This window comes from Pseudomonas paraveronii, from assembly GCF_963681955.1.
GTDB classification, from domain to species: domain Bacteria; phylum Pseudomonadota; class Gammaproteobacteria; order Pseudomonadales; family Pseudomonadaceae; genus Aquipseudomonas; species Aquipseudomonas paraveronii.
The window spans coordinates 5,426,677-5,451,660 of sequence record NZ_OY817130.1 but is presented as its reverse complement, the minus strand read 5'-3'; the positions used below and the strand labels follow the sequence as shown (position 1 = coordinate 5,451,660).

The 24,984-nt window shown below is 58.4% G+C and carries 20 protein-coding genes, 2 tRNA genes and 2 rRNA genes; 18 read left to right on the top strand and 6 right to left on the bottom strand.

Translation table 11 applies throughout. The annotated features are described in order from the left end of the window. Nucleotides 1-51: 51 nt before the first annotated feature. The gene (gluQRS, locus tag U5A08_RS25195; RefSeq protein ID WP_321849044.1) at nt 52-939 is read right to left on the bottom strand and encodes a tRNA glutamyl-Q(34) synthetase GluQRS; all 888 of its coding nucleotides are present in this window, start codon (nt 937-939) and stop codon (nt 52-54) included. An 84-nt stretch (nt 940-1,023) separates the two neighbouring features. Then, the gene (dksA, locus tag U5A08_RS25190; RefSeq protein ID WP_247399809.1) at nt 1,024-1,467 is read right to left on the bottom strand and encodes an RNA polymerase-binding protein DksA; all 444 of its coding nucleotides are present in this window, start codon (nt 1,465-1,467) and stop codon (nt 1,024-1,026) included. Nucleotides 1,468-1,788: 321 nt separating this feature from the next. Here dksA and U5A08_RS25185 point away from each other — a divergent pair, with 321 nt between their 5' ends. Both U5A08_RS25185 and sfsA read left to right on the top strand, forming a co-directional pair. Then, nucleotides 1,789-2,961, top strand: a complete 1,173-nt coding sequence (locus tag U5A08_RS25185; RefSeq protein WP_253399112.1) for a pyridoxal phosphate-dependent aminotransferase — start codon at nt 1,789-1,791, stop codon at nt 2,959-2,961. Further along, nucleotides 2,961-3,674 carry a DNA/RNA nuclease SfsA gene (gene sfsA, locus U5A08_RS25180; protein WP_321849043.1) on the top strand — a complete coding sequence of 238 codons (714 nt, stop codon included), beginning with the start codon at nt 2,961-2,963 and terminating at the stop codon, nt 3,672-3,674. The genes U5A08_RS25185 and sfsA overlap by 1 nt, the downstream gene beginning before the upstream one ends. Here sfsA and U5A08_RS25175 read toward each other — a convergent pair. Further along, nucleotides 3,671-3,988, bottom strand: a complete 318-nt coding sequence (locus tag U5A08_RS25175; RefSeq protein WP_247399824.1) for a Rieske (2Fe-2S) protein — start codon at nt 3,986-3,988, stop codon at nt 3,671-3,673. The two genes, sfsA and U5A08_RS25175, sit on opposite strands and share 4 nt — an antisense overlap. Before the next feature lie 156 nt (nt 3,989-4,144). Here U5A08_RS25175 and U5A08_RS25170 point away from each other — a divergent pair, with 156 nt between their 5' ends. The 3 genes from U5A08_RS25170 to U5A08_RS25160 are packed head-to-tail and all read left to right on the top strand — an operon-like array spanning nt 4,145 to nt 6,824. Then, nucleotides 4,145-5,023, top strand: coding sequence for a heme/hemin ABC transporter substrate-binding protein (locus U5A08_RS25170; RefSeq protein WP_253399108.1), 879 nt, complete (start codon nt 4,145-4,147; stop codon nt 5,021-5,023). Beyond that, nucleotides 5,020-6,057: a FecCD family ABC transporter permease gene (locus U5A08_RS25165; protein ID WP_321849042.1), complete on the top strand. Its 1,038-nt coding sequence runs from the start codon at nt 5,020-5,022 to the stop codon at nt 6,055-6,057. The genes U5A08_RS25170 and U5A08_RS25165 overlap by 4 nt, the downstream gene beginning before the upstream one ends. After that, nucleotides 6,057-6,824: a heme ABC transporter ATP-binding protein gene (locus U5A08_RS25160; protein ID WP_253399104.1), complete on the top strand. Its 768-nt coding sequence runs from the start codon at nt 6,057-6,059 to the stop codon at nt 6,822-6,824. Before U5A08_RS25165 ends, U5A08_RS25160 begins: the two co-directional genes overlap by 1 nt. Nucleotides 6,825-7,063: 239 nt before the next feature. Here U5A08_RS25160 and U5A08_RS25155 read toward each other — a convergent pair whose 3' ends face one another. From U5A08_RS25155 to U5A08_RS25145, 3 genes are all read right to left on the bottom strand, one after another. Next, a complete protein-coding gene (locus U5A08_RS25155; protein ID WP_247402305.1) occupies nt 7,064-7,336 on the bottom strand; it encodes a TfoX/Sxy family protein in 273 nt (90 codons plus the stop codon). 204 nt (nt 7,337-7,540) lie between these two features. After that, on the bottom strand, nt 7,541-7,885 hold the full coding sequence (locus tag U5A08_RS25150) for a pentapeptide repeat-containing protein (RefSeq protein WP_321849040.1): 345 nt from the start codon (nt 7,883-7,885) through the stop codon (nt 7,541-7,543). Nucleotides 7,886-7,977: 92 nt separating this feature from the next. Continuing rightward, nucleotides 7,978-9,534, bottom strand: a complete 1,557-nt coding sequence (locus U5A08_RS25145; RefSeq protein WP_321849039.1) for a bifunctional aminoglycoside phosphotransferase/ATP-binding protein — start codon at nt 9,532-9,534, stop codon at nt 7,978-7,980. Between the two features lie 118 nt (nt 9,535-9,652). On the opposite strand from U5A08_RS25145, the gene mrcB reads away from it, so the two are divergent. From mrcB to U5A08_RS25080, 13 genes are all read left to right on the top strand, one after another. Beyond that, nucleotides 9,653-11,977, top strand: coding sequence for a penicillin-binding protein 1B (mrcB, locus tag U5A08_RS25140; RefSeq protein WP_321849038.1), 2,325 nt, complete (start codon nt 9,653-9,655; stop codon nt 11,975-11,977). Between the two features lie 16 nt (nt 11,978-11,993). Next, a complete protein-coding gene (locus U5A08_RS25135; protein ID WP_253399092.1) occupies nt 11,994-12,728 on the top strand; it encodes a tetratricopeptide repeat protein in 735 nt (244 codons plus the stop codon). Further along, nucleotides 12,728-13,057: a YqcC family protein gene (locus U5A08_RS25130; RefSeq protein ID WP_321849037.1), complete on the top strand. Its 330-nt coding sequence runs from the start codon at nt 12,728-12,730 to the stop codon at nt 13,055-13,057. Before U5A08_RS25135 ends, U5A08_RS25130 begins: the two co-directional genes overlap by 1 nt. Before the next feature lie 431 nt (nt 13,058-13,488). Next, entirely contained in the window at nt 13,489-15,213 is a 1,725-nt protein-coding gene (locus U5A08_RS25125; protein WP_247405519.1) for an acetolactate synthase 3 large subunit, read from the top strand. A 2-nt stretch (nt 15,214-15,215) separates the two neighbouring features. Beyond that, entirely contained in the window at nt 15,216-15,707 is a 492-nt protein-coding gene (gene ilvN / locus U5A08_RS25120; RefSeq protein WP_003176102.1) for an acetolactate synthase small subunit, read from the top strand. Between the two features lie 47 nt (nt 15,708-15,754). Further along, on the top strand, nt 15,755-16,771 hold the full coding sequence (gene ilvC, locus U5A08_RS25115) for a ketol-acid reductoisomerase (protein ID WP_003212125.1): 1,017 nt from the start codon (nt 15,755-15,757) through the stop codon (nt 16,769-16,771). A gap of 144 nt (nt 16,772-16,915) precedes the next feature. Then, nucleotides 16,916-17,773, top strand: a complete 858-nt coding sequence (gene pssA / locus U5A08_RS25110) for a CDP-diacylglycerol--serine O-phosphatidyltransferase (RefSeq protein WP_247405517.1) — start codon at nt 16,916-16,918, stop codon at nt 17,771-17,773. 63 nt (nt 17,774-17,836) lie between these two features. Next, complete coding sequence (gene msrP / locus U5A08_RS25105) at nt 17,837-18,850, top strand: protein-methionine-sulfoxide reductase catalytic subunit MsrP (RefSeq protein WP_017847455.1); 1,014 nt, start codon at nt 17,837-17,839, stop codon at nt 18,848-18,850. Further along, nucleotides 18,850-19,470: a protein-methionine-sulfoxide reductase heme-binding subunit MsrQ gene (msrQ, locus tag U5A08_RS25100; RefSeq protein ID WP_321849036.1), complete on the top strand. Its 621-nt coding sequence runs from the start codon at nt 18,850-18,852 to the stop codon at nt 19,468-19,470. Before msrP ends, msrQ begins: the two co-directional genes overlap by 1 nt. 544 nt (nt 19,471-20,014) lie before the next feature. Beyond that, nucleotides 20,015-21,551: ribosomal RNA gene (locus tag U5A08_RS25095) — 16S ribosomal RNA — on the top strand. Between the two features lie 83 nt (nt 21,552-21,634). Then, nucleotides 21,635-21,711 (top strand) — tRNA-Ile (locus tag U5A08_RS25090). A gap of 27 nt (nt 21,712-21,738) precedes the next feature. Then, nucleotides 21,739-21,814: transfer RNA gene (locus tag U5A08_RS25085), tRNA-Ala, on the top strand. A gap of 247 nt (nt 21,815-22,061) precedes the next feature. After that, nucleotides 22,062-24,951: ribosomal RNA gene (locus U5A08_RS25080) — 23S ribosomal RNA — on the top strand. The 16S and 23S rRNA genes sit together here with 2 tRNA genes alongside, the layout of an rRNA operon. Nucleotides 24,952-24,984 lie beyond the last annotated feature (33 nt).

Sequence of the window (24,984 nt, the reverse complement as noted above, 5' to 3'; positions counted from 1 at the left end):
ATTGAATAATTGCGGCGATGGTAACGGATGCCTGGCCGGCTGCAAGCGCCTTCAGTGCAACTGTGCTTCGGCCAGCGTGAGTGTGCGCGGGATCAGCCGCGCATCCCAGTGGGCAATGCCCCAATCCAGCAGTTCCCGTGGGCTGGCGTGAAGCAGCTCGTCGCCGGGTTGCTGGCCGAGGGCGCGCAAGGCTCTCAACAGCAAAGGCGTGGCCTGGTCCGTGGTCAAGGGCGGGGAACGATAGGATTTGCCCAACTTGTTACCGTCCGGCTGGATGATCAGCGGCACGTGCAGGTAGCGCGGTTGGCGCAGCCCCAATAATTCTTGCAGGTACAACTGGCGTGGCGTGGAGTCGAGCAGGTCGGCGCCGCGCACGATGTCGGTAACACCTTGCCAGGCGTCATCCAGCACCACGGCCAGTTGGTAGGCGTAGAGGCCGTCGCGGCGGCGGATGACGAAATCGCCCACATCGCGGCCCAGGTGTTGTCGGAATTCGCCCTGTACGCGGTCGGTAAAGTGGTACTCCAGCTCCGGAACGCGCAGGCGGATAGCCGCATCGTGCTGGTCGTGACCGGCATTGCGGCACAAGCCTGGGTAAATCCCGTGGTAGGGCTCCAATTGTTTGCGCGAGCAGGTGCAGGCATAGGCCAGGCCGTGGTTGAACAGGTCGTTCAGCACCTTGGCGTAGGCGTCGTGCCGATCGCTTTGTCGGACCAGTTCACCGTCCCACTCAAAACCGTAGCTTTCCAGGGCGTGCAGGATTGCCGCCTGGGCGCCGGGTTCTTCGCGGGGAGGGTCGAGGTCTTCCATACGCATCAGCCAGCGGCCGTGGTTGGCGCGGGCGTCGAGGTAGGAGGCGAGGGCGGCGACCAGCGAGCCGAAGTGCAGGTGGCCGCTGGGCGTGGGGGCGAAACGCCCGATATAGAGAGAGGCTGTCATGGGCCGGATACTACTGGAAAATCGCTGAACGCCAGAAACAAAAATGGGGCGTTTGTACGCCCCATTCGTTCAGTTCGGCAGGGATTACTTGCCGACCTGTTTTTCCTTGATTTCTGCCAGATTCTTGCAGTCCACGCACATATCGGCGGTCGGACGTGCTTCCAGGCGGCGAATACCGATTTCGATGCCGCAGGATTCGCACCAGCCGTATTCTTCGTCTTTGATCAACTGCAGCGTCTTGTCGATCTTCTTGATCAGCTTGCGCTCGCGATCACGGGCGCGCAGTTCAAGGGCGAACTCTTCTTCCTGGCTCGCACGGTCGGCCGGATCAGGAAAGTTGGCAGCTTCGTCCTTCATATGGTCAACGGTACGGTCGACCTCCTGCATCAAGTCCTGTTTCCACTTGTTAAGGATCTTGGTGAAGTGCTCGCGCATGGGCTCGCCCATGTACTCCTCACCTTTCTTCTCGACGTAAGGTTCGAAGCCGCTGAGGCCTGGGGACTGCTGTTGCTTTGCTTGGGTGGACATGAATAGACCGCCTCTCACTCTTCTAATCCATTGCGCAGGATTGCAACGTCACCGACACCTGCCGGCCCTGCGGCTGCAAGCGGGCGAACTTACCAGATAGATTCAGGGCGCGCCACTCCCGGTTGTCGAGGCCCATCACGCAGGGGTTGCAAACAGTCGCAGCCCGCTGTGGCTGGGTATGAATCGCCTCGAAGGTTAATTTTAGTCGTTTTGCAAGCGCTTGCCGGGCTCATCTTGGATGGCTGAGCAGGCAATAGAGCATGTTTTACCGCGAGGGTTCGGTAGAATCGCTATTTTTGTCCTCACCGTTAAGGAAGGCTAATGGCTCAGCCCTACAGTGCGCGCAGTCGCGCCATCGAACCTTTTCATGTCATGGCGTTGCTGGCGCGAGCCAATGAGCTGCAAGCGGCAGGCCATGATGTGATCCATCTGGAAATCGGCGAACCGGATTTCACCACCGCCGAACCGATCATCCAGGCCGGTCAGGCCGCGCTGGCCAATGGCAAGACCCGCTACACCGCAGCTCGCGGCTTGCCGGAACTGCGCCATGCCATCAGCGGTTTCTACCAGCAACGCTACGGCCTGAGCGTGGACCCAGAGCGCATCCTGATCACCCCGGGCGGCTCCGGCGCGTTGCTGTTGGCCAGCAGCCTGCTGGTGGACCCCGGTAAACATTGGCTGTTGGCCGACCCGGGTTATCCGTGTAACCGGCACTTCCTGCGCCTGGTGGAAGGCGCGGCGCAGTTGGTGCCCGTCGGCCCGGACGTGCGTTATCAATTGACCGCCGACCTGGTGGCCAAGCACTGGAACCAGGACAGCGTCGGCGCGCTGGTCGCGTCGCCGGCCAACCCGACTGGCACTATCCTCTCGCGGGACGAATTGGCGGGGTTGTCGAGCGCAATCAAGGCGCGCAACGGTCACTTGGTGGTGGACGAGATCTATCACGGCCTGACTTACGGCACCGACGCCGCCAGCGTGCTGGAAGTCGACGATGACGCGTTCGTCTTAAATAGTTTTTCGAAGTATTTCGGCATGACCGGCTGGCGCCTGGGTTGGCTGGTGGCGCCGCCCGATGCGGTCGGTGAGCTGGAGAAGCTGGCGCAAAACCTCTACATCAGCGCTCCCAGCATGGCGCAGTACGCAGCGCTGGCCTGTTTTACCCCGCAAACCCTGAGCATTCTGGAAGAGCGTCGCGCCGAGTTCGGTCGCCGTCGCGACTTCTTGCTGCCGGCCCTGCGCGAGTTGGGCTTCGGTATTGCCGTCGAACCGGAAGGCGCGTTCTATTTGTACGCCGATATCAGCGCGTTCGGCGGTGATGCCTTTGCGTTCTGCCGTCATTTTCTTGAGACCGAGCATGTGGCGTTCACCCCCGGGCTGGATTTTGGTCGCTATCAAGCCGGTCACCATGTGCGCTTTGCCTACACGCAAAACCTTGATCGGCTACAAGAGGCGGTGGAGCGTATCGCCCGCGGCCTGCGGAGCTGGCAGGGCTGATGCGCTTTCATCCTCCCCTCGAAGAGGCGCGGCTGATTCGCCGCTACAAGCGTTTTCTCACCGATATCGAAACCGTTACCGGCGAGTTGTTGACCATTCACTGCCCCAATACCGGCTCGATGCTCAATTGCATGGTCGAGGGCGGGCAGGTCTGGTTCAGTCGCTCCGCTGACCCCAAACGCAAGTTGCCCGGCACCTGGGAAATTGCCGAGACGCCTCAAGGCCGCCTCGCGTGCGTCAATACGGCGCGTGCCAACCAACTGGTTGAGGAAGCGTTGCATGCCGGGGTCATCACCGAGCTCAACGGCTTTAGCGCATTGAAGCGTGAAGTGCCTTACGGCCAAGAGAAAAGCCGCATTGATTTTCGCCTGGATTACCCCGAGGGGGCGGCCTATGTCGAAGTCAAAAGTGTGACCCTGGGGTTTGATGGCACCTCGATTGCGGCGTTCCCGGACGCCGTGACCCTGCGCGGTGCCAAGCATCTGCGCGAATTGGCACACCTGGCCCGTGAAGGCGTGCGGGCGGTGCAGTTGTATTGCGTCAACCTCTCGGGGATTGACGCGGTGCGCCCCGCCGTGGAAATCGACGCGGCCTACGCCGCTGCTCTGCGCGAGGCCAAAGCCGCTGGCGTGGAGGTATTGGCGTATGGCGTGCGCGTCACGGCCGAAGAAATTTACGTCGAGCGTCGCTTGGACGTGCTGCTCGGCGACTAGAGTTCCACCCACAGGCCCTGCTCGTCTTCACGGCCGGGCAGGGCGGTGAGGCTTTGTCCCGCACAGGGGCCGGCGATGCACTCGCCGCTCTCGATCAGAAACAGTGCGCCGTGGGTGGCGCATTGGATCAGGCTGGCGCTGGCGTCGAGGAACTGATCGGGCTGCCATTCCAGCGGGACGCCGCGATGGGGGCAGCGATTGAGATAGAAGTAGGCAATGCCGTCGCGGCGGACAGCCAACAGTTTACGCCCGTCGATATCAAAACCGCGGCTGCTGTCAGGGGCGAGAGTGTCAGAGGGGCAGAGAAACTTCATTGCAATCCTTAAGTGCCTTGACGTTCAAATGCAAACAATTATCAAATGCAGGCTTCGCCCGTTAGCTGACTGGGCGCTCAGTACGATGCCCGGCAAGGGGCATCTGTCACATCCATGAGTGTTTCAGCGGCCCCGTCCTTGGAAGGAAACCCTGTTATGCGCTTGAGTGCCAGCGCTATCGCGCTTGTTGTCGGACTGATGCTCAACCACGCGGCGCACGCCTCGCAACTGCCGCAGCGCTGGGTGAGTGCCGGTGGGGCGTTATCGGAGTGGGTGGCGGCCCTGGGCGGTGAGTCGAAGTTGGTGGGGGTCGACACCACCAGCCAGCATCCGGCTTCGCTCAAGGCGTTGCCGAGCATCGGCTATCAGCGGCAGTTGTCCGCCGAGGGCATTCTCAGCCTGCGCCCGCAGGTTCTGGTGGGCACCGAAGAAATGGGGCCGCCGCCGGTACTGGCACAGATTCGTAGCGCCGGTGTGCAGGTGGAAATGTTCTCGGCGCGGCCGGATTTGCCGGCCTTGAAAGGCAACCTTCAGCACTTGGGTGCGTTGCTGGGCAGTGAGGCCAAGGCCCGCGAATTGTTTACCGGGTATGAGCAGGCGCTTGAGCAGCAGAAACGTTGGGTCGCCACGGCCCAGGCCACGCACAAGGCGCCGGGGGTGTTGATGCTAATCGGCAATGCCGGCGGCAAACCGCTGATCGCCGGCAAAGACACGGCGGCTGACTGGATGCTACAGCAGGCAGGCGGGCGCAACCTGGCGACCCACAGTGGTTATAAGCCGTTTTCCGTGGAGTCGTTGGCCGGGTTGAGCCCCGAGGTGCTGGTGTTTGCCGACCGCGCGCTGACCGGCGAGGCGGCGCGCGCGGCGTTGTTCAAGGAGAATCCGATCCTGGCGTCCACGCCGGCGGCTAAGCATGCGCGGGTGTTTGAGTTAGACCCCACGCTGCTGGTCGGCGGGCTCGGGCCGCGTCTACCGCAAAGCCTGGTGCAGTTGTCGGCCGACTTCTATGCGTCCCAGGCCAAGTCTGCCCCATGAACACGCTGGTTAAACCCCGAACGCTGTTTATCGGCCTGACGCTGTTGTGCGTCCTGGCGATCTGGCTTTCATTGGCGCTGGGGCCGGTCAGCTTGCCGTTGCTGGATACGCTCAGGGCGGCCTTGCGCTTGATGGGCGTGCCGATCGAGGCCCGCGGCTTGGAGCAGGCGGAGCTGATTCTCGGGCAGATCCGTTTGCCGCGGACATTGCTGGGGCTGGCGGTGGGCGGCGTATTGGCATTGTCGGGCGTGGCGATGCAGGGGTTGTTTCGCAACCCGCTGGCGGATCCGGGGTTGGTCGGCGTGTCCAGCGGTGCGGCACTCGGTGCGGCTTTCGCTATTGTCGGTGGTTCGTTTTTGGGCGGGTTGCCGGAGGCGTTCGGCCCGTATCTGTTGTCGTTGTGCGCGTTTCTTGGCGGGTTGGGGGTTACGGCGCTGGTCTATCGACTGGGCCGGCGCAACGGCCAGACACATGTCGCCACCATGCTGCTCGCCGGCATCGCCCTCACGGCGCTCGCCAGTTCGGCGGTGGGCTTGTTTACCTACCTGGCCGATGACGCCACCCTGCGCACGCTGACCTTCTGGAACCTGGGCAGCCTCAATGGCGCCAGCTATTCGCGCCTGTGGCCGTTGCTGCTGGTGAGCGCCGGCGTGGCGTTGTGGCTGCCGCGCCGGGCGAAGGCATTGAATGCACTGTTGCTCGGCGAATCCGAGGCCAGTCATCTCGGGGTTGATATTGAGCGGCTCAAGCGCGAATTGGTGTTCTGCACGGCGCTAGGCGTAGGTGCGGCGGTAGCGGCGGCGGGGATGATCGGCTTTGTCGGCCTGGTGGTGCCGCACCTTGTGCGGTTGCTGGCGGGGCCGGATCACCGCGTGCTGTTACCCGCCTCGGTGTTGGCGGGGGCGAGCTTGCTGCTGTTGGCGGATCTGGTCGCGCGCCTGGCCTTGGCGCCAGCGGAGTTGCCGATCGGTATTGTCACCGCGTTGATTGGCGCGCCATTTTTTCTTTACCTGTTGTTACGAGGTCGCGCCTGATGCTGCGAGTGGAGGGGCTGAAGATCCGTCGCGGTCGTAAAACCGTACTGGCGGATGTCACTTTGGAGCTGTTGCCTGGCCAGGTACTTGGCGTGTTGGGCCCGAATGGCGCGGGCAAGAGTACTTTGCTCGGCGCGTTGTGCGGGGAGCTGCACCCGGATCAAGGCACGGTGTGGCTCGATCAGCATGAGCTGAAGGATTGGAGCGGGTCGCAACGCGCCCAACGCCTGGCGGTGTTGCCGCAGGCCTCAACCCTGGATTTCGCCTTTCGTGTCGAGGAGGTGGTCGGCATGGGCCGCTTGCCCCATCAGACCGGGCGGGTGCGGGATGACGAAATTATCGATGCCGCGTTGCAGGCTGCGGATGTCGCGCACTTGAGCGGTCGCAGTTACCTGGCATTGTCGGGCGGCGAGCGTCAGCGTGTTCACCTGGCGCGGGTGCTGGCGCAGTTATGGCCCGGGCAGGCGGGGCAGACGTTGCTGCTGGATGAGCCGACCTCGATGCTTGACCCCTTGCATCAACACACGACCTTGCAGGCGATCCGCACCTTTGCTGACCGAGGAGCAGCGGTGCTGGTGATCCTCCATGACCTGAACCTGGCGGCGCGTTACTGCGACCGGATTCTGTTGCTGGACGAGGGCCGGCCCCATGCGCTGGATACCCCGGCACAGGTTCTGCGACCCGAGCCGCTTAAAGCGGTATTCGGGCTGGATGTACTGGTGCAGCCGCATCCGGAGCGCGGGCATCCGTTGATCATTGCTCGCTGAGGCTTTTTATAGGCAAAAAAAGACCCGGCAAGAGCCGGGTCAAATAACCGTGATTAGCCTGATGAGGAGATAATCTGAGAGTCCGAACCAATGGTCTTTCAGTTATCGGCTGATCTCGCGACCAGTTGTGATAATCATAACGATTCTCATTTAAGAGTCAAGATTTGTTTTCGCAAGCCCTCCCGCTTTTCTCAAGTGCTTGTCCGCAATGCCACTAAGCGTTGGGAGGGATCGCCGATCTAATTCTTCTGGCGCGCCGAGATAGCCTCTAATTGGCGGTTCAGTGCTTCCTTGCGTTCGGCAGGAATGTCGTTCCAATGCACATCCATCAACGCCCCTTCGATTGCATACAGCAAGACTTTCGATGCACGGAAGCCGCGAGTGCGCACGGCTCGATAAGCATCGACCGCCCCCAGGCGACGCAGGTCTGACGCACTGTGGATGCCCACCGCGTGCAGCCATTGCGCCGAGGTCTTGCCAAGGTTTCTCAGGTGTTGCAGCTCATCGTTCATCGAGCCTCCTTGCGACGGCCGAATGGTGCGGTGGGTGTCGTGACCAGGCAAGCCTGAAAAGGAGTGTAGCGCTCAGTAGGAAAAGCGTAGTTCTTTGCTCAGAAACGACGCAAATGCTTATAAGAATGGCGCGAGCGTTTTATGCCGGGCAGGCAGGAAGTCCCCGGTCCGTGTTGCACGTAACCGGGGCTTGGGGGGAGCGTATTACTTGGTGCGGTAGCGCAGGCGGGTGCCGAAATTGACCGACATGAGGATCTCGTCGGCTGTCAGTTCTGGCGGGAAGTAGGTGCCCGAAATCTGCGCGTGGGCCAGGCTCGCGCCTTCCAGTGAGCACTCGCGCAAGTCCAGCCCGCGCAAATCGGCAGAACGGAAATACGCGTCGGTGAAATCCACGCCGCTGGCATTCAGATCGCGCAGATCCAGCCCTCGAAAGTCGCCACCACGCATGTCGATGACGCCCTCTGTGGGGCGTTCCTGGTTGAAACCGCGAATGTCGTCTTTGTGCAGGAGCGAATAAAGCGGGGTATCAAGAAGCTTGGGATGACTCATGATAGCGACACCTGTTGGACTTATGGCGCCATTATAGTGCCACTGTTGTTTGGCCGCTCGCCTAAGATGACGACGCGACCAAGAAGTTTTTCTTACAGACCTGGCAGGCGCTGGCGAATTTGCGCAACCAGTGCGTCGAGGGTTCCGCTTTGATTGGTCTCGACGCGCTTGCTCAGCAGCAGCTCTTCGGCCGTCAGGGGTTCGCGATGGGCTTGCTGTTCTTCAATAACCGTCAGTGTAGCGTCGGAAGGGTCGTTTTGGTCTGCCTGACGTTGTGCCAGCCAGTTGGCAATAACGGCCTGCGGCGCGTTGCAATCCAGGATCAGGAAGGGCGCGCCCGTCGCTTCGGCCACTTTGGCGGCGGCATCGCGTTGTGCGCGTTTCAAGAAGGTCGCATCCAGTACCACCGGGAAGCCGGCGCGCAGCACGGTCTCGGCGATTTCGTTCAGGCGTGCGTAGGTTTTCGCGCTGGCGTCGGCAGCGTAGATACCGGCCTGTGGCGTGTTTTCCACCTGTTGTTCACCAAACAGGCGCTTGCGCTCCACGTCCGAACGCAGGCGAACGGCACCCAAGGCTTCCACCAAGCGCATGGCCACATGGCTTTTGCCCACAGCCGAAACGCCATGGGTAATCGCCAGGAAGCGCGAAGGGATAGTGCTGTAGCTTTCCGCCAGGTTGGCGTAGTTGCGGTACTGGCGCAGGGTGGTGGCGCGTTGCACCGGGCTCGCTTCGCTGGGCATGCTGAACAGCGAGACTTTGGCCCGTACCAGCGCGCGGTAGGCTTTATAGAAGTTCAGCAGTTCCAGGCCCTGGTAGTCGCCGGTCAGTTCGAGGTATTGGCTGATGAAGCGGCGAGCCAGGGATTTGAGGCCGCGGTCTTCCAGGTCCATGGCCAGGAAGCCGGTGTCGGCGTACACGTCGGTGAAGCGAAACGGTTCGTTGAACTCGATGCAGTCGAAGATCACCACGTGGCCATCAATCAAGGTGGCATTGCCCAGGTGGATATCGCCGTGGCACTCGCGGGTGAAACCATCGAGCTTGCGCTGTGCCAGCAGCGGCTTGAGGCGTTCGAAGCTGCTTTCGGCCCAGGCTTGCAGGGCTTCGAGTTGCAGCAGGTCAGCCTTGTCGCTGAGGAACGGGCGGATCTGATCGAAGTTCTGGCGCACGGGTGCCATCACCTCGTCGGGGGTGCCGGCCGGGTGCTCTTGCGGCACTTTCGGTGCGGTGAGGTGGAAGTGCGCGATCTGTTTGGCCATCTCGTCGATGTGCGCGCTGGTCAGCTCACCGTTGGCTTGCAAGGTGCTGAGCAACTGGCTTTGCGGGAATTGGCGCATTTTCAGGGCATATTCGATGACCGGGCCGTCGCCGCCCAATTGCGGGGCTTCGGCCGTGCCGGTGATCGGCAACACTTCAAGATACAAATCTTCGGTCAGACGCTGGTTGAGGCGCAGCTCTTCGTTGCAGAAATGCCCCCGATCTTCCAGCTTGGTGAAGTCCAGAAAGCCGAAGTTCATCGGTTTCTTCAGCTTATAGGCGTAGGGGCCGGTCAGTATGACCCAGGAAATATGGGTCTCAATGACTTGGAACGCTTCAACTGGATGGGGGTATAAAGCCGGGTTCTGCAGGGCTGCGATCAGGGACTGGCTCACGGGCGATCCTTCAAAGTCTGGGGGAAATCATGGCGGGCATTATGGCTGCTGATGCCTGCCGTGCAAACCGCTGTCCGGCTCATGTTGATCATCAATAAAGTGCGTATAATCCGCCGCCATGACTCGAACCCGATCTCCCCGTTCCCGTAAAAAACCTCCTTCCCGCGGCCTGCGCCCGTGGCTGGGCTGGGTGCTCAAACTCAGCCTGGTGGGCTTTGTGGTGCTCGCCGGCTTTGCGGTGTACCTCGACGCAGTGGTCCAGGAAAAATTCTCCGGTAAGCGCTGGACCATTCCGGCCAAGGTGTACGCCCGCCCGCTGGAACTGTTCACCGGCCAGAAGCTGAGCAAGGATGACTTCCTTACCGAACTCGACGCCTTGGGCTACCGCCGCGAACCCGTGAGCAATGGCCCCGGCGCTGCCGCCGTCAGCGGCAATACCGTGGACTTGAACACCCGCGGCTTCCAGTTCTATGAAGGCCTGGAAAAAGCCCAGCCGGTGCGCGTGCGCTTCTCCGGCGACTACGTGGCCGAGCTGTCGTCGCTGAACGGCTCGAAGCTGCCCGTGGTGCGTCTGGAACCGCTGATGATCGGCGGGATTTACCCGAAAAACCTGGAAGATCGCATCCTGATCAAGCTCGATCAGGTGCCGCCGTACCTGCTCGAAACCCTGGTCGCCGTGGAAGACCGCGATTTCTACGGCCACTGGGGCGTGTCGCCGAAGTCCATCGCCCGTGCGATTTGGGTCAACACCTCCGGCGGCAAAATGACCCAGGGCGGCAGTACGCTGACCCAGCAGTTGGTGAAGAACTTCTACCTCACCAACGAGCGCAGCCTGACCCGTAAACTCACTGAAGCCATGATGGCGATGCTGCTGGAGTTGCATTACAGCAAGCAGGAAATCCTTGAGGCCTACCTCAACGAGGTGTTCGTCGGCCAGGACGGCCAGCGCGCGGTCCACGGTTTCGGGCTGGCCAGCCAGTTTTTCTTCGGCCAGCCGCTGTCCGAGCTGAAGTTGCATCAGGTCGCGTTGCTGGTAGGCATGGTCAAGGGGCCGTCCTACTACAACCCGCGGCGCAACCCTGAACGGGCGCTTGAGCGGCGTAATCTGGTGCTCGATGTGTTGGAGCAGCAGGGCGTCGCCACGGCTGAACAGGTTGCCGCTGCGAAGAAAATGCCACTGGGTGTGACCACTCGCGGCAAGCTGGCGGACAGCTCCTTCCCAGGCTTTATCGACCTGGTCAAACGCCAGTTGCGTGAAGACTACCGCGACGAAGACTTGACCGAGGAAGGCCTGCGGATCTTCACCAGTTTCGACCCGATCCTGCAGATGAAAGCCGAGGCGTCGGTCAACGACACCTTCAAGCGTCTGGCGGGGCGTAAGGGTTCCGACGAAGTTGAAGCGGCCATGGTGGTGACCAACCCGGAAACCGGTGAAGTCCAGGCCATGATCGGCAGTCGCCAGGCCAGTTTTGCCGGCTTCAACCGTGCGCTGGATGCGGTGCGGCCGATCGGCTCGCTGGTCAAGCCGGCGGTGTACCTGACGGCGTTGGAAAAACCAAGCAAATACACCCTGACCAGTTGGCTGTCAGACGACCCGCTGTCGGTCAAAGGTGCCGACGGCCAGGTATGGACGCCGCAGAACTTTGATCGTCGTTCCCACGGTACGGTGTTCCTGTACCAGGGATTGGCGCATTCCTACAACATCTCGACCTCGCGCCTGGGGCTTGACGTGGGTGTGCCGAACGTCCTCAAGACGCTGGCACGCCTGGGCATCACCCGTGAATTCCCGGCCTTTCCGTCGATCCTTCTGGGCGCCGGTGCCATGACGCCGATGGAAGTGGCGACCATGTACCAGACCCTCGCCAACGGTGGTTTCAACACGCCGATGCGCGGGATTCGCAGCGTGCTGACGGCCGAAGGCGAGCCGCTCAAGCGCTATCCGTTCCAGATTCAGCAGCGCTTCGATGCGGGCTCCATCTACCTGATCCAGAACGCCATGCAGCGCGTGATGCGCGAAGGCACCGGTAGTTCTGTGTACAAGGTCCTGCCCTCCAACCTGACGCTGGCGGGCAAGACCGGCACCAGTAACGATTCGCGTGACAGCTGGTTCGCCGGCTTCGGTCAGGATGTGCTGGCTGTGGTCTGGCTGGGGCGTGATGACAACGGCAAGACGCCGTTCACCGGGGCGACCGGTGCATTGCAGGTCTGGACCAGTTTCATGCGCAAGGCCGATCCGCTGCCGCTGAGCATGCCGCAGCCGGACAACATCGTGCTGGCCTGGATTGATCCGCACACCGGCCAGGGCTCCGATGCCAACTGTCCGGGCGCGGTGCAGATGCCGTATATTCGCGGCAGCGAACCACCACCCGGTGCCGCATGCGGCGGCAGTGCCCCTGCGAGCGCGGAATCGGTGATGGATTGGGTCAAGGGCTGGATGAATTAAGCAAAGAGGGTTTCAAGTGAACAAGTGGTGGATTCCAGCTATTACAGCTCTGGCTTTGCTCGGCGGTTGCTCCAGCGTTCAGCGCGGCTCCATTCCCGTGGTGGACTCGGGCACGGCCGTCTCCAATAGTGATCGGATCTCGGCCAATGGCGGTTTCCGCCAGACCGTGACCAAGCGTCCTACCCAGGCCGCGACCCGCGCCGTGCCGCAGGATTCGGGTGTGGTGGTGATGGTGCCTGGCGCCGGCTCCGCGACATCGGCGCCAATCAGCGCCGAGCCGTGGACGCCTGGGCCAAGCACGTCGGGGCCGATTGACTCTGCGCCGGTCCAGGCGGCACCGATCAACCAGAACACCTACACCATGCCGTCGACGCCAAGCGGCATTCCGTCGTCCTCCAGCTCCGGCGGCCTGTCGGCTGACGAACAACTGGACGGCCCGGTACTGGCCTTGCTCACCACTGCCCAGCAACAGCAGGCCGGTGGCGACTTGAACGGTGCATCGTCGAGCCTCGAGCGCGCCCAGCGCGTGGCCCCGCGCGAACCGCAGGTGCTGTATCGCCTGGCCCAGGTGCGCATGGCCCAGGGCGATGCGCCGCAAGCCGAACAGTTTGCCCGGCGTGGCCTGACCCTGGCCAACGGCCGTCCTGACCTGCAGGCCAGCCTGTGGGCCTTGATCGGCGATGCGCGTGCCGCACAAGGCGACGCTGCCGGTGCCGCCCAGGCTCGGCAGAAAGCCAAGGTCAGCCTCTGATGGATGTGCGTTTTCCAGCGATTGCCGAACAGCTGTTGCTGATTGAGCGCGAATTGCGCCTGCAGGGCTGGTGGGACGAGGTGTCCCCCAGCGCCGAGGCGCTCAGCAGTGTCGAGCCCTTTTCGGTCGACACCCTGGACTTCCATCAGTGGCTGCAGTGGATCTTCCTCATGCGCATGAAGCAGATCCTCGAACAGGATCTGCCACTGCCGAATGCTTCCGGGATCATGGAGATGGCCGAGATGGTCTACGCCAACCGGCCGCTGGAAAGCCTGGGTTTGCGCAATGCGCTGAAAAAGTTCGACCAATTGATCGTCGACGCTCGTTAATTGCCTGGCTGCCGGTTTTTCCGGCAGTCTTGCGCACATTTCTACCGCTTGACGACATTCAGGCGAGTTTTATCCCTCCTCAAAGCCCTTTCTTCTGCGTTCTCATGCGCTTAGTTGGAAAAAAGCGCAATTATTGCTTGACTTGAAGGGCCTGAAACAGAAGAATCCAAAGTCCGCTGTATCGGGACTGCCAGAAGCAGGCCCGCTCAGCAGATCATGAGGCGCACATCCGCGCCGACCTGTTACACCCGCAACGCGTTACCTCGCGCTGGGTGGGAAGAGCCCGCAACACTTGGGACGATCCCAATACTTGCTCAGTCAGTGCTGACGTAGTCGGCGACCACCGTCGCTCATGCTCTGTTGAGAAGTAAACCTATTAAGACCCGTCGGTTTTTAACGGACGGTATTCTGGCGTTTTAGAGGTGAACAACGTGGAGCTTTTATCTGGCGGTGAGATGCTCGTCCGCTTTTTGCGTGACGAAGGCGTTGACTATATCTACGGGTACCCGGGTGGTGCTCTGCTGCATGTCTATGACGCACTGTTCAAGGAACCGGCGGTTACCCACATCCTGGTTCGCCACGAACAGGCTGCAACCCATATGGCTGACGGTTATGCCCGTGCCACCGGTAAAGCCGGCGTGGTACTGGTAACCTCCGGCCCAGGCGCAACCAATGCCATTACCGGCATCGCGACTGCTTATATGGACTCCATCCCGATGGTGATCATTTCCGGTCAGGTGGCTAGCACCATGGTCGGTACCGATGCATTCCAGGAAACCGACATGATCGGTATCTCCCGGCCGATCGTGAAACACAGTTTCATGATCAAGCATGCCTCGGAAATCCCGGAAGTCATGAAAAAGGCGTTCTACCTCGCACAGTCCGGTCGCCCGGGCCCTGTGGTGGTCGATATCCCGAAAGACATGACCAACCCGGCTGAGAAATTCGAATACGTCTTCCCGAAGAAAGCCAAGCTGCGTTCCTACAGCCCGGCCGTTCGTGGGCACTCGGGGCAAATCCGCAAGGCGGCAGAAATGCTCCTGGCGGCCAAGCGTCCCGTGCTGTACTCGGGCGGTGGCGTGATTCTGGGCGGCGGTTCCGCACCGTTGACCGAGCTGGCCAAGTTGCTCAACCTGCCGGTGACCAACACCCTGATGGGCCTCGGCGCATTCCCGGGGACGGACCGTCAGTTCGTCGGCATGCTCGGCATGCACGGCAGCTACACCGCCAACCTGGCCATGCACCACGCCGACGTGATCCTGGCCGTGGGCGCGCGGTTCGATGACCGGGTGATCAACGGCGCGAGCAAGTTCTGCCCGAATGCCAAGATCATCCACATCGACATCGACCCGGCGTCCATCTCCAAGACCATCAAGGCCGACGTACCGATCGTAGGTCCGGTGGAAAGCGTGTTGACCGAAATGGTCGCTGCGCTGAAGGAAATCGGTGAGACGCCGAACAAGGAATCTGTCGCCAGTTGGTGGAAGCAGATCGACGAATGGCGCGGCGACCGCGGCCTGTTCCCTTATGACAAGGGCGACGGCAGCATCATCAAGCCACAAACCGTGATCGAGACCCTGTGCGAAGTGACCAAGGGCGATGCCTTTGTGACCTCCGACGTGGGCCAGCACCAGATGTTCGCCGCGCAGTACTACAAGTTCGACAAGCCTAACCGCTGGATCAACTCCGGTGGCCTGGGCACGATGGGCTTTGGTTTCCCTGCGGCCATGGGTGTCAAACTGAGCTTCCCGGACAGCGACGTTGCATGCGTCACCGGCGAAGGCAGCATCCAGATGAACATCCAGGAGCTGTCGACGTGCCTGCAGTACGGCCTTCCGGTGAAGATCGTGTGCCTGAACAACGGCGTGTTGGGCATGGTTCGTCAATGGCAGGACATGAGCTACGGTAGTCGTCACTCCCATTCCTACATGGAATCGCTGCCGGACTTCATCAAACTGGTCGAGGCTTACGGCCACGTCGGTATTCGCATCACCGATCTGAAAGATCTGAAGCCGAAGATGGAAGAAGCGTTCGCCATGAAGGATCGCCTGGTGTTCATCGATATTAAGGTGGATACCAGCGAGCACGTCTACCCGATGCAGATCAAAGACGGCTCTATGCGCGACATGTGGCTGAACAAGACGGAGCGTACTTAATCATGCGGCACATAATCTCCCTGCTTCTGGAGAACGAACCCGGCGCTCTGTCTCGTGTTGTCGGCTTGTTTTCGCAACGCAACTACAACATCGAAAGCCTGACCGTGGCGCCGACCGAAGACCCGACCCTGTCGCGTCTGACGTTGACCACCGTGGGCCACGATGAGGTGATCGAGCAGATTACCAAGAACCTCAACAAGCTGATCGAAGTGGTCAAGCTGGTCGACCTGTCGGAAAGCGCCCACATCGAGCGCGAGCTGATGCTGGTTAAAGTCAAGGCCACGGGTGCCCAACGTGCCGAGATCAAGCGGACTACCGACATCTATCGCGGGCAGATCGTCGATGTGAGCGCCAGCGTTTATACCGTGCAATTGACCGGTACAAGCGACAAGCTGGACAGCTTCATCCAGTCGATCGGGACGGCCTCGATTCTGGAAACCGTACGCAGTGGTGTCACCGGGATTGCCCGTGGCGACAAAGTACTCAGCATCTAACCCAAATTAGTGAATGGCCTTAAGGCCTGGATATATAGAGGAACCTCATGAAAGTTTATTACGATAAAGATTGTGACCTGTCGATCATCCAGGGCAAGAAAGTCGCCATCATCGGCTACGGTTCCCAGGGCCACGCGCAAGCTTGCAACCTGAAAGATTCCGGCGTTGACGTGACTGTTGGCCTGCGCAAAGGCTCGGCCACTGTTGCCAAGGCTGAAGCCCACGGCCTGAAAGTGACTGACGTTGCTTCCGCCGTTGCCGCTGCCGACCTGGTCATGATCCTGACCCCGGATGAGTTCCAGTCCGCGCTGTACAAGAACGAAATCGAGCCGAACATCAAGAAGGGCGCCACCCTGGCCTTCTCCCACGGCTTCGCGATTCACTACAACCAAGTCGTGCCACGCGCTGACCTCGACGTGATCATGATCGCGCCGAAGGCTCCGGGCCACACCGTGCGTTCCGAGTTCGTCAAAGGCGGCGGTATCCCTGACCTGATCGCGATCTACCAAGACGCATCGGGCAACGCCAAGAACGTTGCGCTGTCCTACGCTGCTGGCGTCGGTGGCGGTCGTACCGGCATCATCGAAACCACCTTCAAGGACGAGACCGAAACCGACCTGTTCGGCGAGCAAGCCGTTCTGTGCGGCGGTACCGTTGAACTGGTCAAAGCCGGTTTCGAAACCCTGGTTGAAGCCGGCTACGCGCCGGAAATGGCCTACTTCGAATGCCTGCACGAACTGAAGTTGATCGTGGACCTCATGTACGAAGGCGGTATCGCCAACATGAACTACTCGATCTCCAACAACGCCGAATACGGCGAGTACGTGACTGGCCCGGAAGTGATCAACGCCGAGTCCCGTCAGGCCATGCGCAACGCCCTGAAACGCATTCAGGACGGCGAATACGCCAAAATGTTCATCAGCGAAGGCGCTACCGGCTACCCTTCGATGACCGCCAAGCGTCGTAACAACGCCGCTCACGGTATCGAAATCATCGGCGAGCAACTGCGCTCCATGATGCCGTGGATCGGTGCCAACAAGATCGTCGACAAAGCCAAAAACTAAGTCGGATGCATCAACAGAAAACGCGGCTTAGGCCGCGTTTTTTCGTTTGGGTGGCTGGTTCTGGTATAAAGCTGCATCGTTTGCGGGCGAACACTCGCCGCAAGTATCTGTCGAATTTTTTCACACCGTTGCAAGGTAAAGTCCATGAGCGAACGTCCCGAAGAGCCAAACCAGGCTTCTGACGCCGATAGCCTGCTACCTATCGATGAACATGTCGAAGAAGGGCACGATGCGGAAGGCCGCAAGGTCCGGCATCGTGGTATCTATCTCCTGCCCAATCTGTTCACTACGGCGAACCTGTTTGCCGGGTTCTACTCCATCATCAATTCCATGAGCGCCCAGAGCGCGCTGGCGGCGGGTGATGCGGTGAGTGCCAGCAAGTACTTCGGTTTTGCGGCGATCGCGATCTTCGTGGCCATGGTGCTCGACGGTCTCGATGGGCGCGTGGCGCGCATGACCAACACCCAAAGTGCCTTCGGTGCCGAGTATGACTCGCTGTCGGACATGGTTGCCTTTGGTGTCGCGCCTGCGCTGCTGGCGTTTGCCTGGGCCTTGGGTGATATGGGCAAGGTCGGCTGGATGGTGGCCTTCATCTATGTCGCGGGCGCCGCATTGCGCCTGGCACGCTTCAATACCCAGGTGGGTACCGCCGACAAGCGTTACTTCATTGGTCTGGCCAGCCCTGCTGCTGCAGGCGTGGTGGCGGGTATCGTCTGGGCGTTCAGTGACTACGGCATCCAGGGGTCGAAGATGTCGTTCCTGGTGGCCTTGATGGTTGCGGCCGCCGGCATGCTGATGGTCAGTAACATCAAGTACAACAGCTTCAAGGAGCTCGACCTCAAGGGGCGCGTGCCTTTCGTGGCTATCCTTGTGGTGGTGCTGGTGTTCGCCGTGGTCTTCAGTGATCCGCCGCGTATTTTGCTGCTGGCGTTCCTGGTCTATGCCGCTTCCGGGCCGATTCAGTATCTGCTGCAACTGCGCCGGGACAAAACGTTGCCTTAATGTAATTTCCCCCATACTCCGCAGTCTATTGGTGCATCAGTTCTCCAATGCTGCGGAGTTGCCATGTTAATCAAATTGCCCAAAGCGTCCGATTGTCATGAATCGGATGTCACCCCCGAATCCTTCTACTTGTCTCGCCGTAGCTTGCTCGGTGGTGCGCTGGCCGGTGTTGCCGCCAGCAGCTTGCCGCGTTGGGCCAGTGCGGACGATGCTGCGCGGTATGCGGATGTCGAGCCAGGCAAGGCGCCAGGCTGGTTTGCCGAAAAACTGCCGGGGACGAAATGGCAGGCGGTAACCGTCAAGGACGAAGCCATCACCCCGTTCAAGGACGCGACCCACTACAACAACTTCTATGAGTTCGGCACGGACAAGGGCGACCCGGCGGCGAATGCGGGTTCACTCAAGACCGAACCTTGGAGTGTGGTGATCGATGGTGAGGTCGCAAAACCGGGGCGTTATGCTTTGGAAGACTTCATGAAGCCTTATCAATTGGAAGAGCGAATCTATCGTCTGCGCTGTGTGGAAGCGTGGTCGATGGTCATTCCGTGGATGGGTTTTCCAATCTCGGCGTTGCTCAAGCAGGTTGAACCGACCTCCAAAGCCAAGTACATCCGCTTCGAAACACTCCAGGACCCCAAAAGCATGCCGGGCCAGCGCTCAAGTTTCGGCTTGATCGATTGGCCCTATGTAGAAGGGCTGCGTCTGGATGAAGCGATGAACCCTTTGGCGATTCTGGCCGTGGGGATGTATGGGCGCGAGTTGCCTAACCAGAATGGCGCGCCGCTGCGTTTGGTGGTGCCATGGAAGTATGGCTTCAAGAGCGTGAAGTCCATCGTGCGTATCAGTCTTGTGAGTGAGCAGCCGAAAACCACGTGGCAGAGTATTGCGGCGAATGAGTATGGGTTTTATGCGAATGTGAACCCTACGGTCGACCACCCCCGTTGGACGCAGGCGCGTGAACGGCGCTTGCCGAGTGGCCTGTTCAGCCCGAATGTACGCGAGACGCAGATGTTCAACGGGTACTCGGATGAAGTGGCGGCTCTGTATACCGGCCTCGATCTGCGGAAGAACTACTGATGCGTTTCCCTTTCTGGCGCATCGGCGTGTTTATCGCTGCGGCGGTGTGGCCGTTGCTCTGGCTGTATGAGGCATGGCGTTCTGCCTTGGGGCCGGACCTGGGCAAGGTGCTGGTTGATCGGTTGGGCTTGGGCACGTTGATCCTGCTGCTGATTACCCTGGTGATGACACCGTTGCAGAAGTTGAGCGGTTGGGCGGGGTGGATCGCGGTGCGGCGGCAGTTGGGGTTGTGGTGCTTTGCTTATGTGGTGCTGCACCTGGCGGCATATTGTGTGTTTGTCCTGGGGCTGGATTGGTCGCAACTGGGGGTGGAGCTGCGTAAGCGGCCCTACATTATTGTGGGGGCGCTGGGTTTCCTGTCTTTGTTAGTGCTGGCGCTGACGTCGAATCGCTACAGCCAGCGTCGGTTGGGTAGCCGCTGGAAGAAGTTGCATCGCCTGGTGTATGGGGTGCTTGGTCTCGGCTTGCTGCATATGTTGTGGATCGTGCGGGCTGATCTGAAGGAGTGGGCTATCTATGCTTCTATAGGCGCGTTGCTTCTCACCCTGCGGATACCGCCGGTAATGCGGCGAATTCCGCGTCTTATTGCGAAAAAAGCACCTTCTGCAACAAAAGCGTAATTAAGTCTTGACGGCAAATCCTGGACGTCTATAATTCGCCCCACTTCCGGCGCAGTCGAAACGGAAAACTCCTTGGTAAACAAAGAGTTATGCGAGATTCGACAGCGGCCTGCTTCAGTTCATCGAAGCCTGGAAGGAGTTGGTAGAGCAGGGTTGTTTGGCTCTATTAACGTTTCGATCTTCTCGGTCGAAAGCGGAGAAAAAGAGGTGTTGACAGCAGCGTGTAACGCTGTAGAATTCGCCTCCCGCTAACGAGAGATCGGAAGCGCAAGTGGTTGAAGTTACAAAGGAAACTTTGAAAACTTCTTAAAATAATCACTTGACAGCAAATGAGGCTGCTGTAGAATGCGCGCCTCGGTTGAGACGAAAGATCTTAACCAACCGCTCTTTAACAACTGAATCAAGCAATTCGTGTGGGTGCTTGTGGAGTCAGACTGATAGTCAACAAGATTATCAGCATCACAAGTTACTCCGCGAGAAATCAAAGATGTAACCAACGATTGCTGAGCCAAGTTTAGGGTTTCTTAAAAACCCAAAGATGTTTGAACTGAAGAGTTTGATCATGGCTCAGATTGAACGCTGGCGGCAGGCCTAACACATGCAAGTCGAGCGGTAGAGAGAAGCTTGCTTCTCTTGAGAGCGGCGGACGGGTGAGTAATGCCTAGGAATCTGCCTGGTAGTGGGGGATAACGTTCGGAAACGGACGCTAATACCGCATACGTCCTACGGGAGAAAGCAGGGGACCTTCGGGCCTTGCGCTATCAGATGAGCCTAGGTCGGATTAGCTAGTTGGTGAGGTAATGGCTCACCAAGGCGACGATCCGTAACTGGTCTGAGAGGATGATCAGTCACACTGGAACTGAGACACGGTCCAGACTCCTACGGGAGGCAGCAGTGGGGAATATTGGACAATGGGCGAAAGCCTGATCCAGCCATGCCGCGTGTGTGAAGAAGGTCTTCGGATTGTAAAGCACTTTAAGTTGGGAGGAAGGGCAGTTACCTAATACGTGATTGTTTTGACGTTACCGACAGAATAAGCACCGGCTAACTCTGTGCCAGCAGCCGCGGTAATACAGAGGGTGCAAGCGTTAATCGGAATTACTGGGCGTAAAGCGCGCGTAGGTGGTTAGTTAAGTTGGATGTGAAATCCCCGGGCTCAACCTGGGAACTGCATTCAAAACTGACTGACTAGAGTATGGTAGAGGGTGGTGGAATTTCCTGTGTAGCGGTGAAATGCGTAGATATAGGAAGGAACACCAGTGGCGAAGGCGACCACCTGGACTGATACTGACACTGAGGTGCGAAAGCGTGGGGAGCAAACAGGATTAGATACCCTGGTAGTCCACGCCGTAAACGATGTCAACTAGCCGTTGGGAGCCTTGAGCTCTTAGTGGCGCAGCTAACGCATTAAGTTGACCGCCTGGGGAGTACGGCCGCAAGGTTAAAACTCAAATGAATTGACGGGGGCCCGCACAAGCGGTGGAGCATGTGGTTTAATTCGAAGCAACGCGAAGAACCTTACCAGGCCTTGACATCCAATGAACTTTCTAGAGATAGATTGGTGCCTTCGGGAACATTGAGACAGGTGCTGCATGGCTGTCGTCAGCTCGTGTCGTGAGATGTTGGGTTAAGTCCCGTAACGAGCGCAACCCTTGTCCTTAGTTACCAGCACGTCATGGTGGGCACTCTAAGGAGACTGCCGGTGACAAACCGGAGGAAGGTGGGGATGACGTCAAGTCATCATGGCCCTTACGGCCTGGGCTACACACGTGCTACAATGGTCGGTACAGAGGGTTGCCAAGCCGCGAGGTGGAGCTAATCCCAGAAAACCGATCGTAGTCCGGATCGCAGTCTGCAACTCGACTGCGTGAAGTCGGAATCGCTAGTAATCGCGAATCAGAATGTCGCGGTGAATACGTTCCCGGGCCTTGTACACACCGCCCGTCACACCATGGGAGTGGGTTGCACCAGAAGTAGCTAGTCTAACCTTCGGGAGGACGGTTACCACGGTGTGATTCATGACTGGGGTGAAGTCGTAACAAGGTAGCCGTAGGGGAACCTGCGGCTGGATCACCTCCTTAATCGACGACATCAGCTGCTCCATAAGTTCCCACACGAATTGCTTGATTCATTGAAGAAGACGATAAAGAAGCAGCCCGAAATTGGGTCTGTAGCTCAGTTGGTTAGAGCGCACCCCTGATAAGGGTGAGGTCGGCAGTTCGAATCTGCCCAGACCCACCAATTTTGTGTGGGAACCTGTAGAAATACGGGGCCATAGCTCAGCTGGGAGAGCGCCTGCCTTGCACGCAGGAGGTCAACGGTTCGATCCCGTTTGGCTCCACCACTACTGCTTCTAGAAGTTGAAAGCTTAGAAATGAGCATTCCATCGTGATGATGGTGAATGTTGATTTCTAGTCTTTGATTAGATCGTTCTTTAAAAATTTGGGTATGTGATAGAAAGATAGACTGAACGTTACTTTCACTGGTAACGGATCAGGCTAAGGTAAAATTTGTGAGTTCTCTTAATTGAGAAATTCGAATTTTCGGCGAATGTCGTCTTCACAGTATAACCAGATTGCTTGGGGTTATATGGTCAAGTGAAGAAGCGCATACGGTGGATGCCTTGGCAGTCAGAGGCGATGAAAGACGTGGTAGCCTGCGAAAAGCTTCGGGGAGTCGGCAAACAGACTTTGATCCGGAGATGTCTGAATGGGGGAACCCAGCCATCATAAGATGGTTACCTTACACTGAATACATAGGTGTAAGGGGCGAACCAGGGGAACTGAAACATCTAAGTACCCTGAGGAAAAGAAATCAACCGAGATTCCCTTAGTAGTGGCGAGCGAACGGGGACTAGCCCTTAAGTGGCTTTGAGATTAGCGGAACGTTCTGGAAAGTACGGCCATAGTGGGTGATAGCCCTGTACGCGAAAATCTCTTAGTCATGAAATCGAGTAGGACGGAGCACGAGAAACTTTGTCTGAATATGGGGGGACCATCCTCCAAGGCTAAATACTACTGACTGACCGATAGTGAACTAGTACCGTGAGGGAAAGGCGAAAAGAACCCCGGAGAGGGGAGTGAAATAGATCCTGAAACCGTATGCGTACAAGCAGTGGGAGCCTACTTGTTAGGTGACTGCGTACCTTTTGTATAATGGGTCAGCGACTTATTTTCAGTGGCGAGCTTAACCGAATAGGGGAGGCGTAGCGAAAGCGAGTCTTAATAGGGCGTCTAGTCGCTGGGAATAGACCCGAAACCGGGCGATCTATCCATGGGCAGGTTGAAGGTTGGGTAACACTAACTGGAGGACCGAACCGACTACCGTTGAAAAGTTAGCGGATGACCTGTGGATCGGAGTGAAAGGCTAATCAAGCTCGGAGATAGCTGGTTCTCCTCGAAAGCTATTTAGGTAGCGCCTCATGTATCACTGTAGGGGTAGAGCACTGTTTCGGCTAGGGGGTCATCCCGACTTACCAAACCGATGCAAACTCCGAATACCTACAAGTGCCGAGCATGGGAGACACACGGCGGGTGCTAACGTCCGTCGTGAAAAGGGAAACAACCCAGACCGTCAGCTAAGGTCCCAAAGTTATGGTTAAGTGGGAAACGATGTGGGAAGGCTTAGACAGCTAGGAGGTTGGCTTAGAAGCAGCCACCCTTTAAAGAAAGCGTAATAGCTCACTAGTCGAGTCGGCCTGCGCGGAAGATGTAACGGGGCTCAAACCATACACCGAAGCTACGGGTATCACTTAGGTGATGCGGTAGAGGAGCGTTCTGTAAGCCTGTGAAGGTGAGTTGAGAAGCTTGCTGGAGGTATCAGAAGTGCGAATGCTGACATGAGTAACGATAATGGGTGTGAAAAACACCCACGCCGAAAGACCAAGGTTTCCTGCGCAACGTTAATCGACGCAGGGTTAGTCGGTCCCTAAGGCGAGGCTGAAAAGCGTAGTCGATGGAAAACAGGTTAATATTCCTGTACTTCTGGTTATTGCGATGGAGGGACGGAGAAGGCTAGGCCAGCTTGGCGTTGGTTGTCCAAGTTTAAGGTGGTAGGCTGGAATCTTAGGTAAATCCGGGATTCTAAGGCCGAGAGCTGATGACGAGTTAACTTTTAGTTGACGAAGTGGTTGATGCCATGCTTCCAAGAAAAGCTTCTAAGCTTCAGGTAACCAGGAACCGTACCCCAAACCGACACAGGTGGTTGGGTAGAGAATACCAAGGCGCTTGAGAGAACTCGGGTGAAGGAACTAGGCAAAATGGCACCGTAACTTCGGGAGAAGGTGCGCCGGTGAGGGTGAAGGACTTGCTCCGTAAGCTCATGCCGGTCGAAGATACCAGGCCGCTGCGACTGTTTATTAAAAACACAGCACTCTGCAAACACGAAAGTGGACGTATAGGGTGTGACGCCTGCCCGGTGCCGGAAGGTTAATTGATGGGGTTAGCTAACGCGAAGCTCTTGATCGAAGCCCCGGTAAACGGCGGCCGTAACTATAACGGTCCTAAGGTAGCGAAATTCCTTGTCGGGTAAGTTCCGACCTGCACGAATGGCGTAACGATGGCGGCGCTGTCTCCACCCGAGACTCAGTGAAATTGAAATCGCTGTGAAGATGCAGTGTATCCGCGGCTAGACGGAAAGACCCCGTGAACCTTTACTATAGCTTTGCACTGGACTTTGAATTTGCTTGTGTAGGATAGGTGGGAGGCTTTGAAGCGTGGACGCCAGTTCGCGTGGAGCCAACCTTGAAATACCACCCTGGCAACTTTGAGGTTCTAACTCAGGTCCGTTATCCGGATCGAGGACAGTGTATGGTGGGTAGTTTGACTGGGGCGGTCTCCTCCTAAAGAGTAACGGAGGAGTACGAAGGTGCGCTCAGACCGGTCGGAAATCGGTCGTAGAGTATAAAGGCAAAAGCGCGCTTGACTGCGAGACAGACACGTCGAGCAGGTACGAAAGTAGGTCTTAGTGATCCGGTGGTTCTGTATGGAAGGGCCATCGCTCAACGGATAAAAGGTACTCCGGGGATAACAGGCTGATACCGCCCAAGAGTTCATATCGACGGCGGTGTTTGGCACCTCGATGTCGGCTCATCACATCCTGGGGCTGAAGCCGGTCCCAAGGGTATGGCTGTTCGCCATTTAAAGTGGTACGCGAGCTGGGTTTAGAACGTCGTGAGACAGTTCGGTCCCTATCTGCCGTGGACGTTTGAGATTTGAGAGGGGCTGCTCCTAGTACGAGAGGACCGGAGTGGACGAACCTCTGGTGTTCCGGTTGTCACGCCAGTGGCATTGCCGGGTAGCTATGTTCGGAATAGATAACCGCTGAAAGCATCTAAGCGGGAAACTAGCCTCAAGATGAGATCTCACTGGGACCTTGAGTCCCCTGAAGGGCCGTCGAAGACTACGACGTTGATAGGTTGGGTGTGTAAGCGCTGTGAGGCGTTGAGCTAACCAATACTAATTGCCCGTGAGGCTTGACCATATAACACCCAAGCAATTTGACTACTCGAAAGAG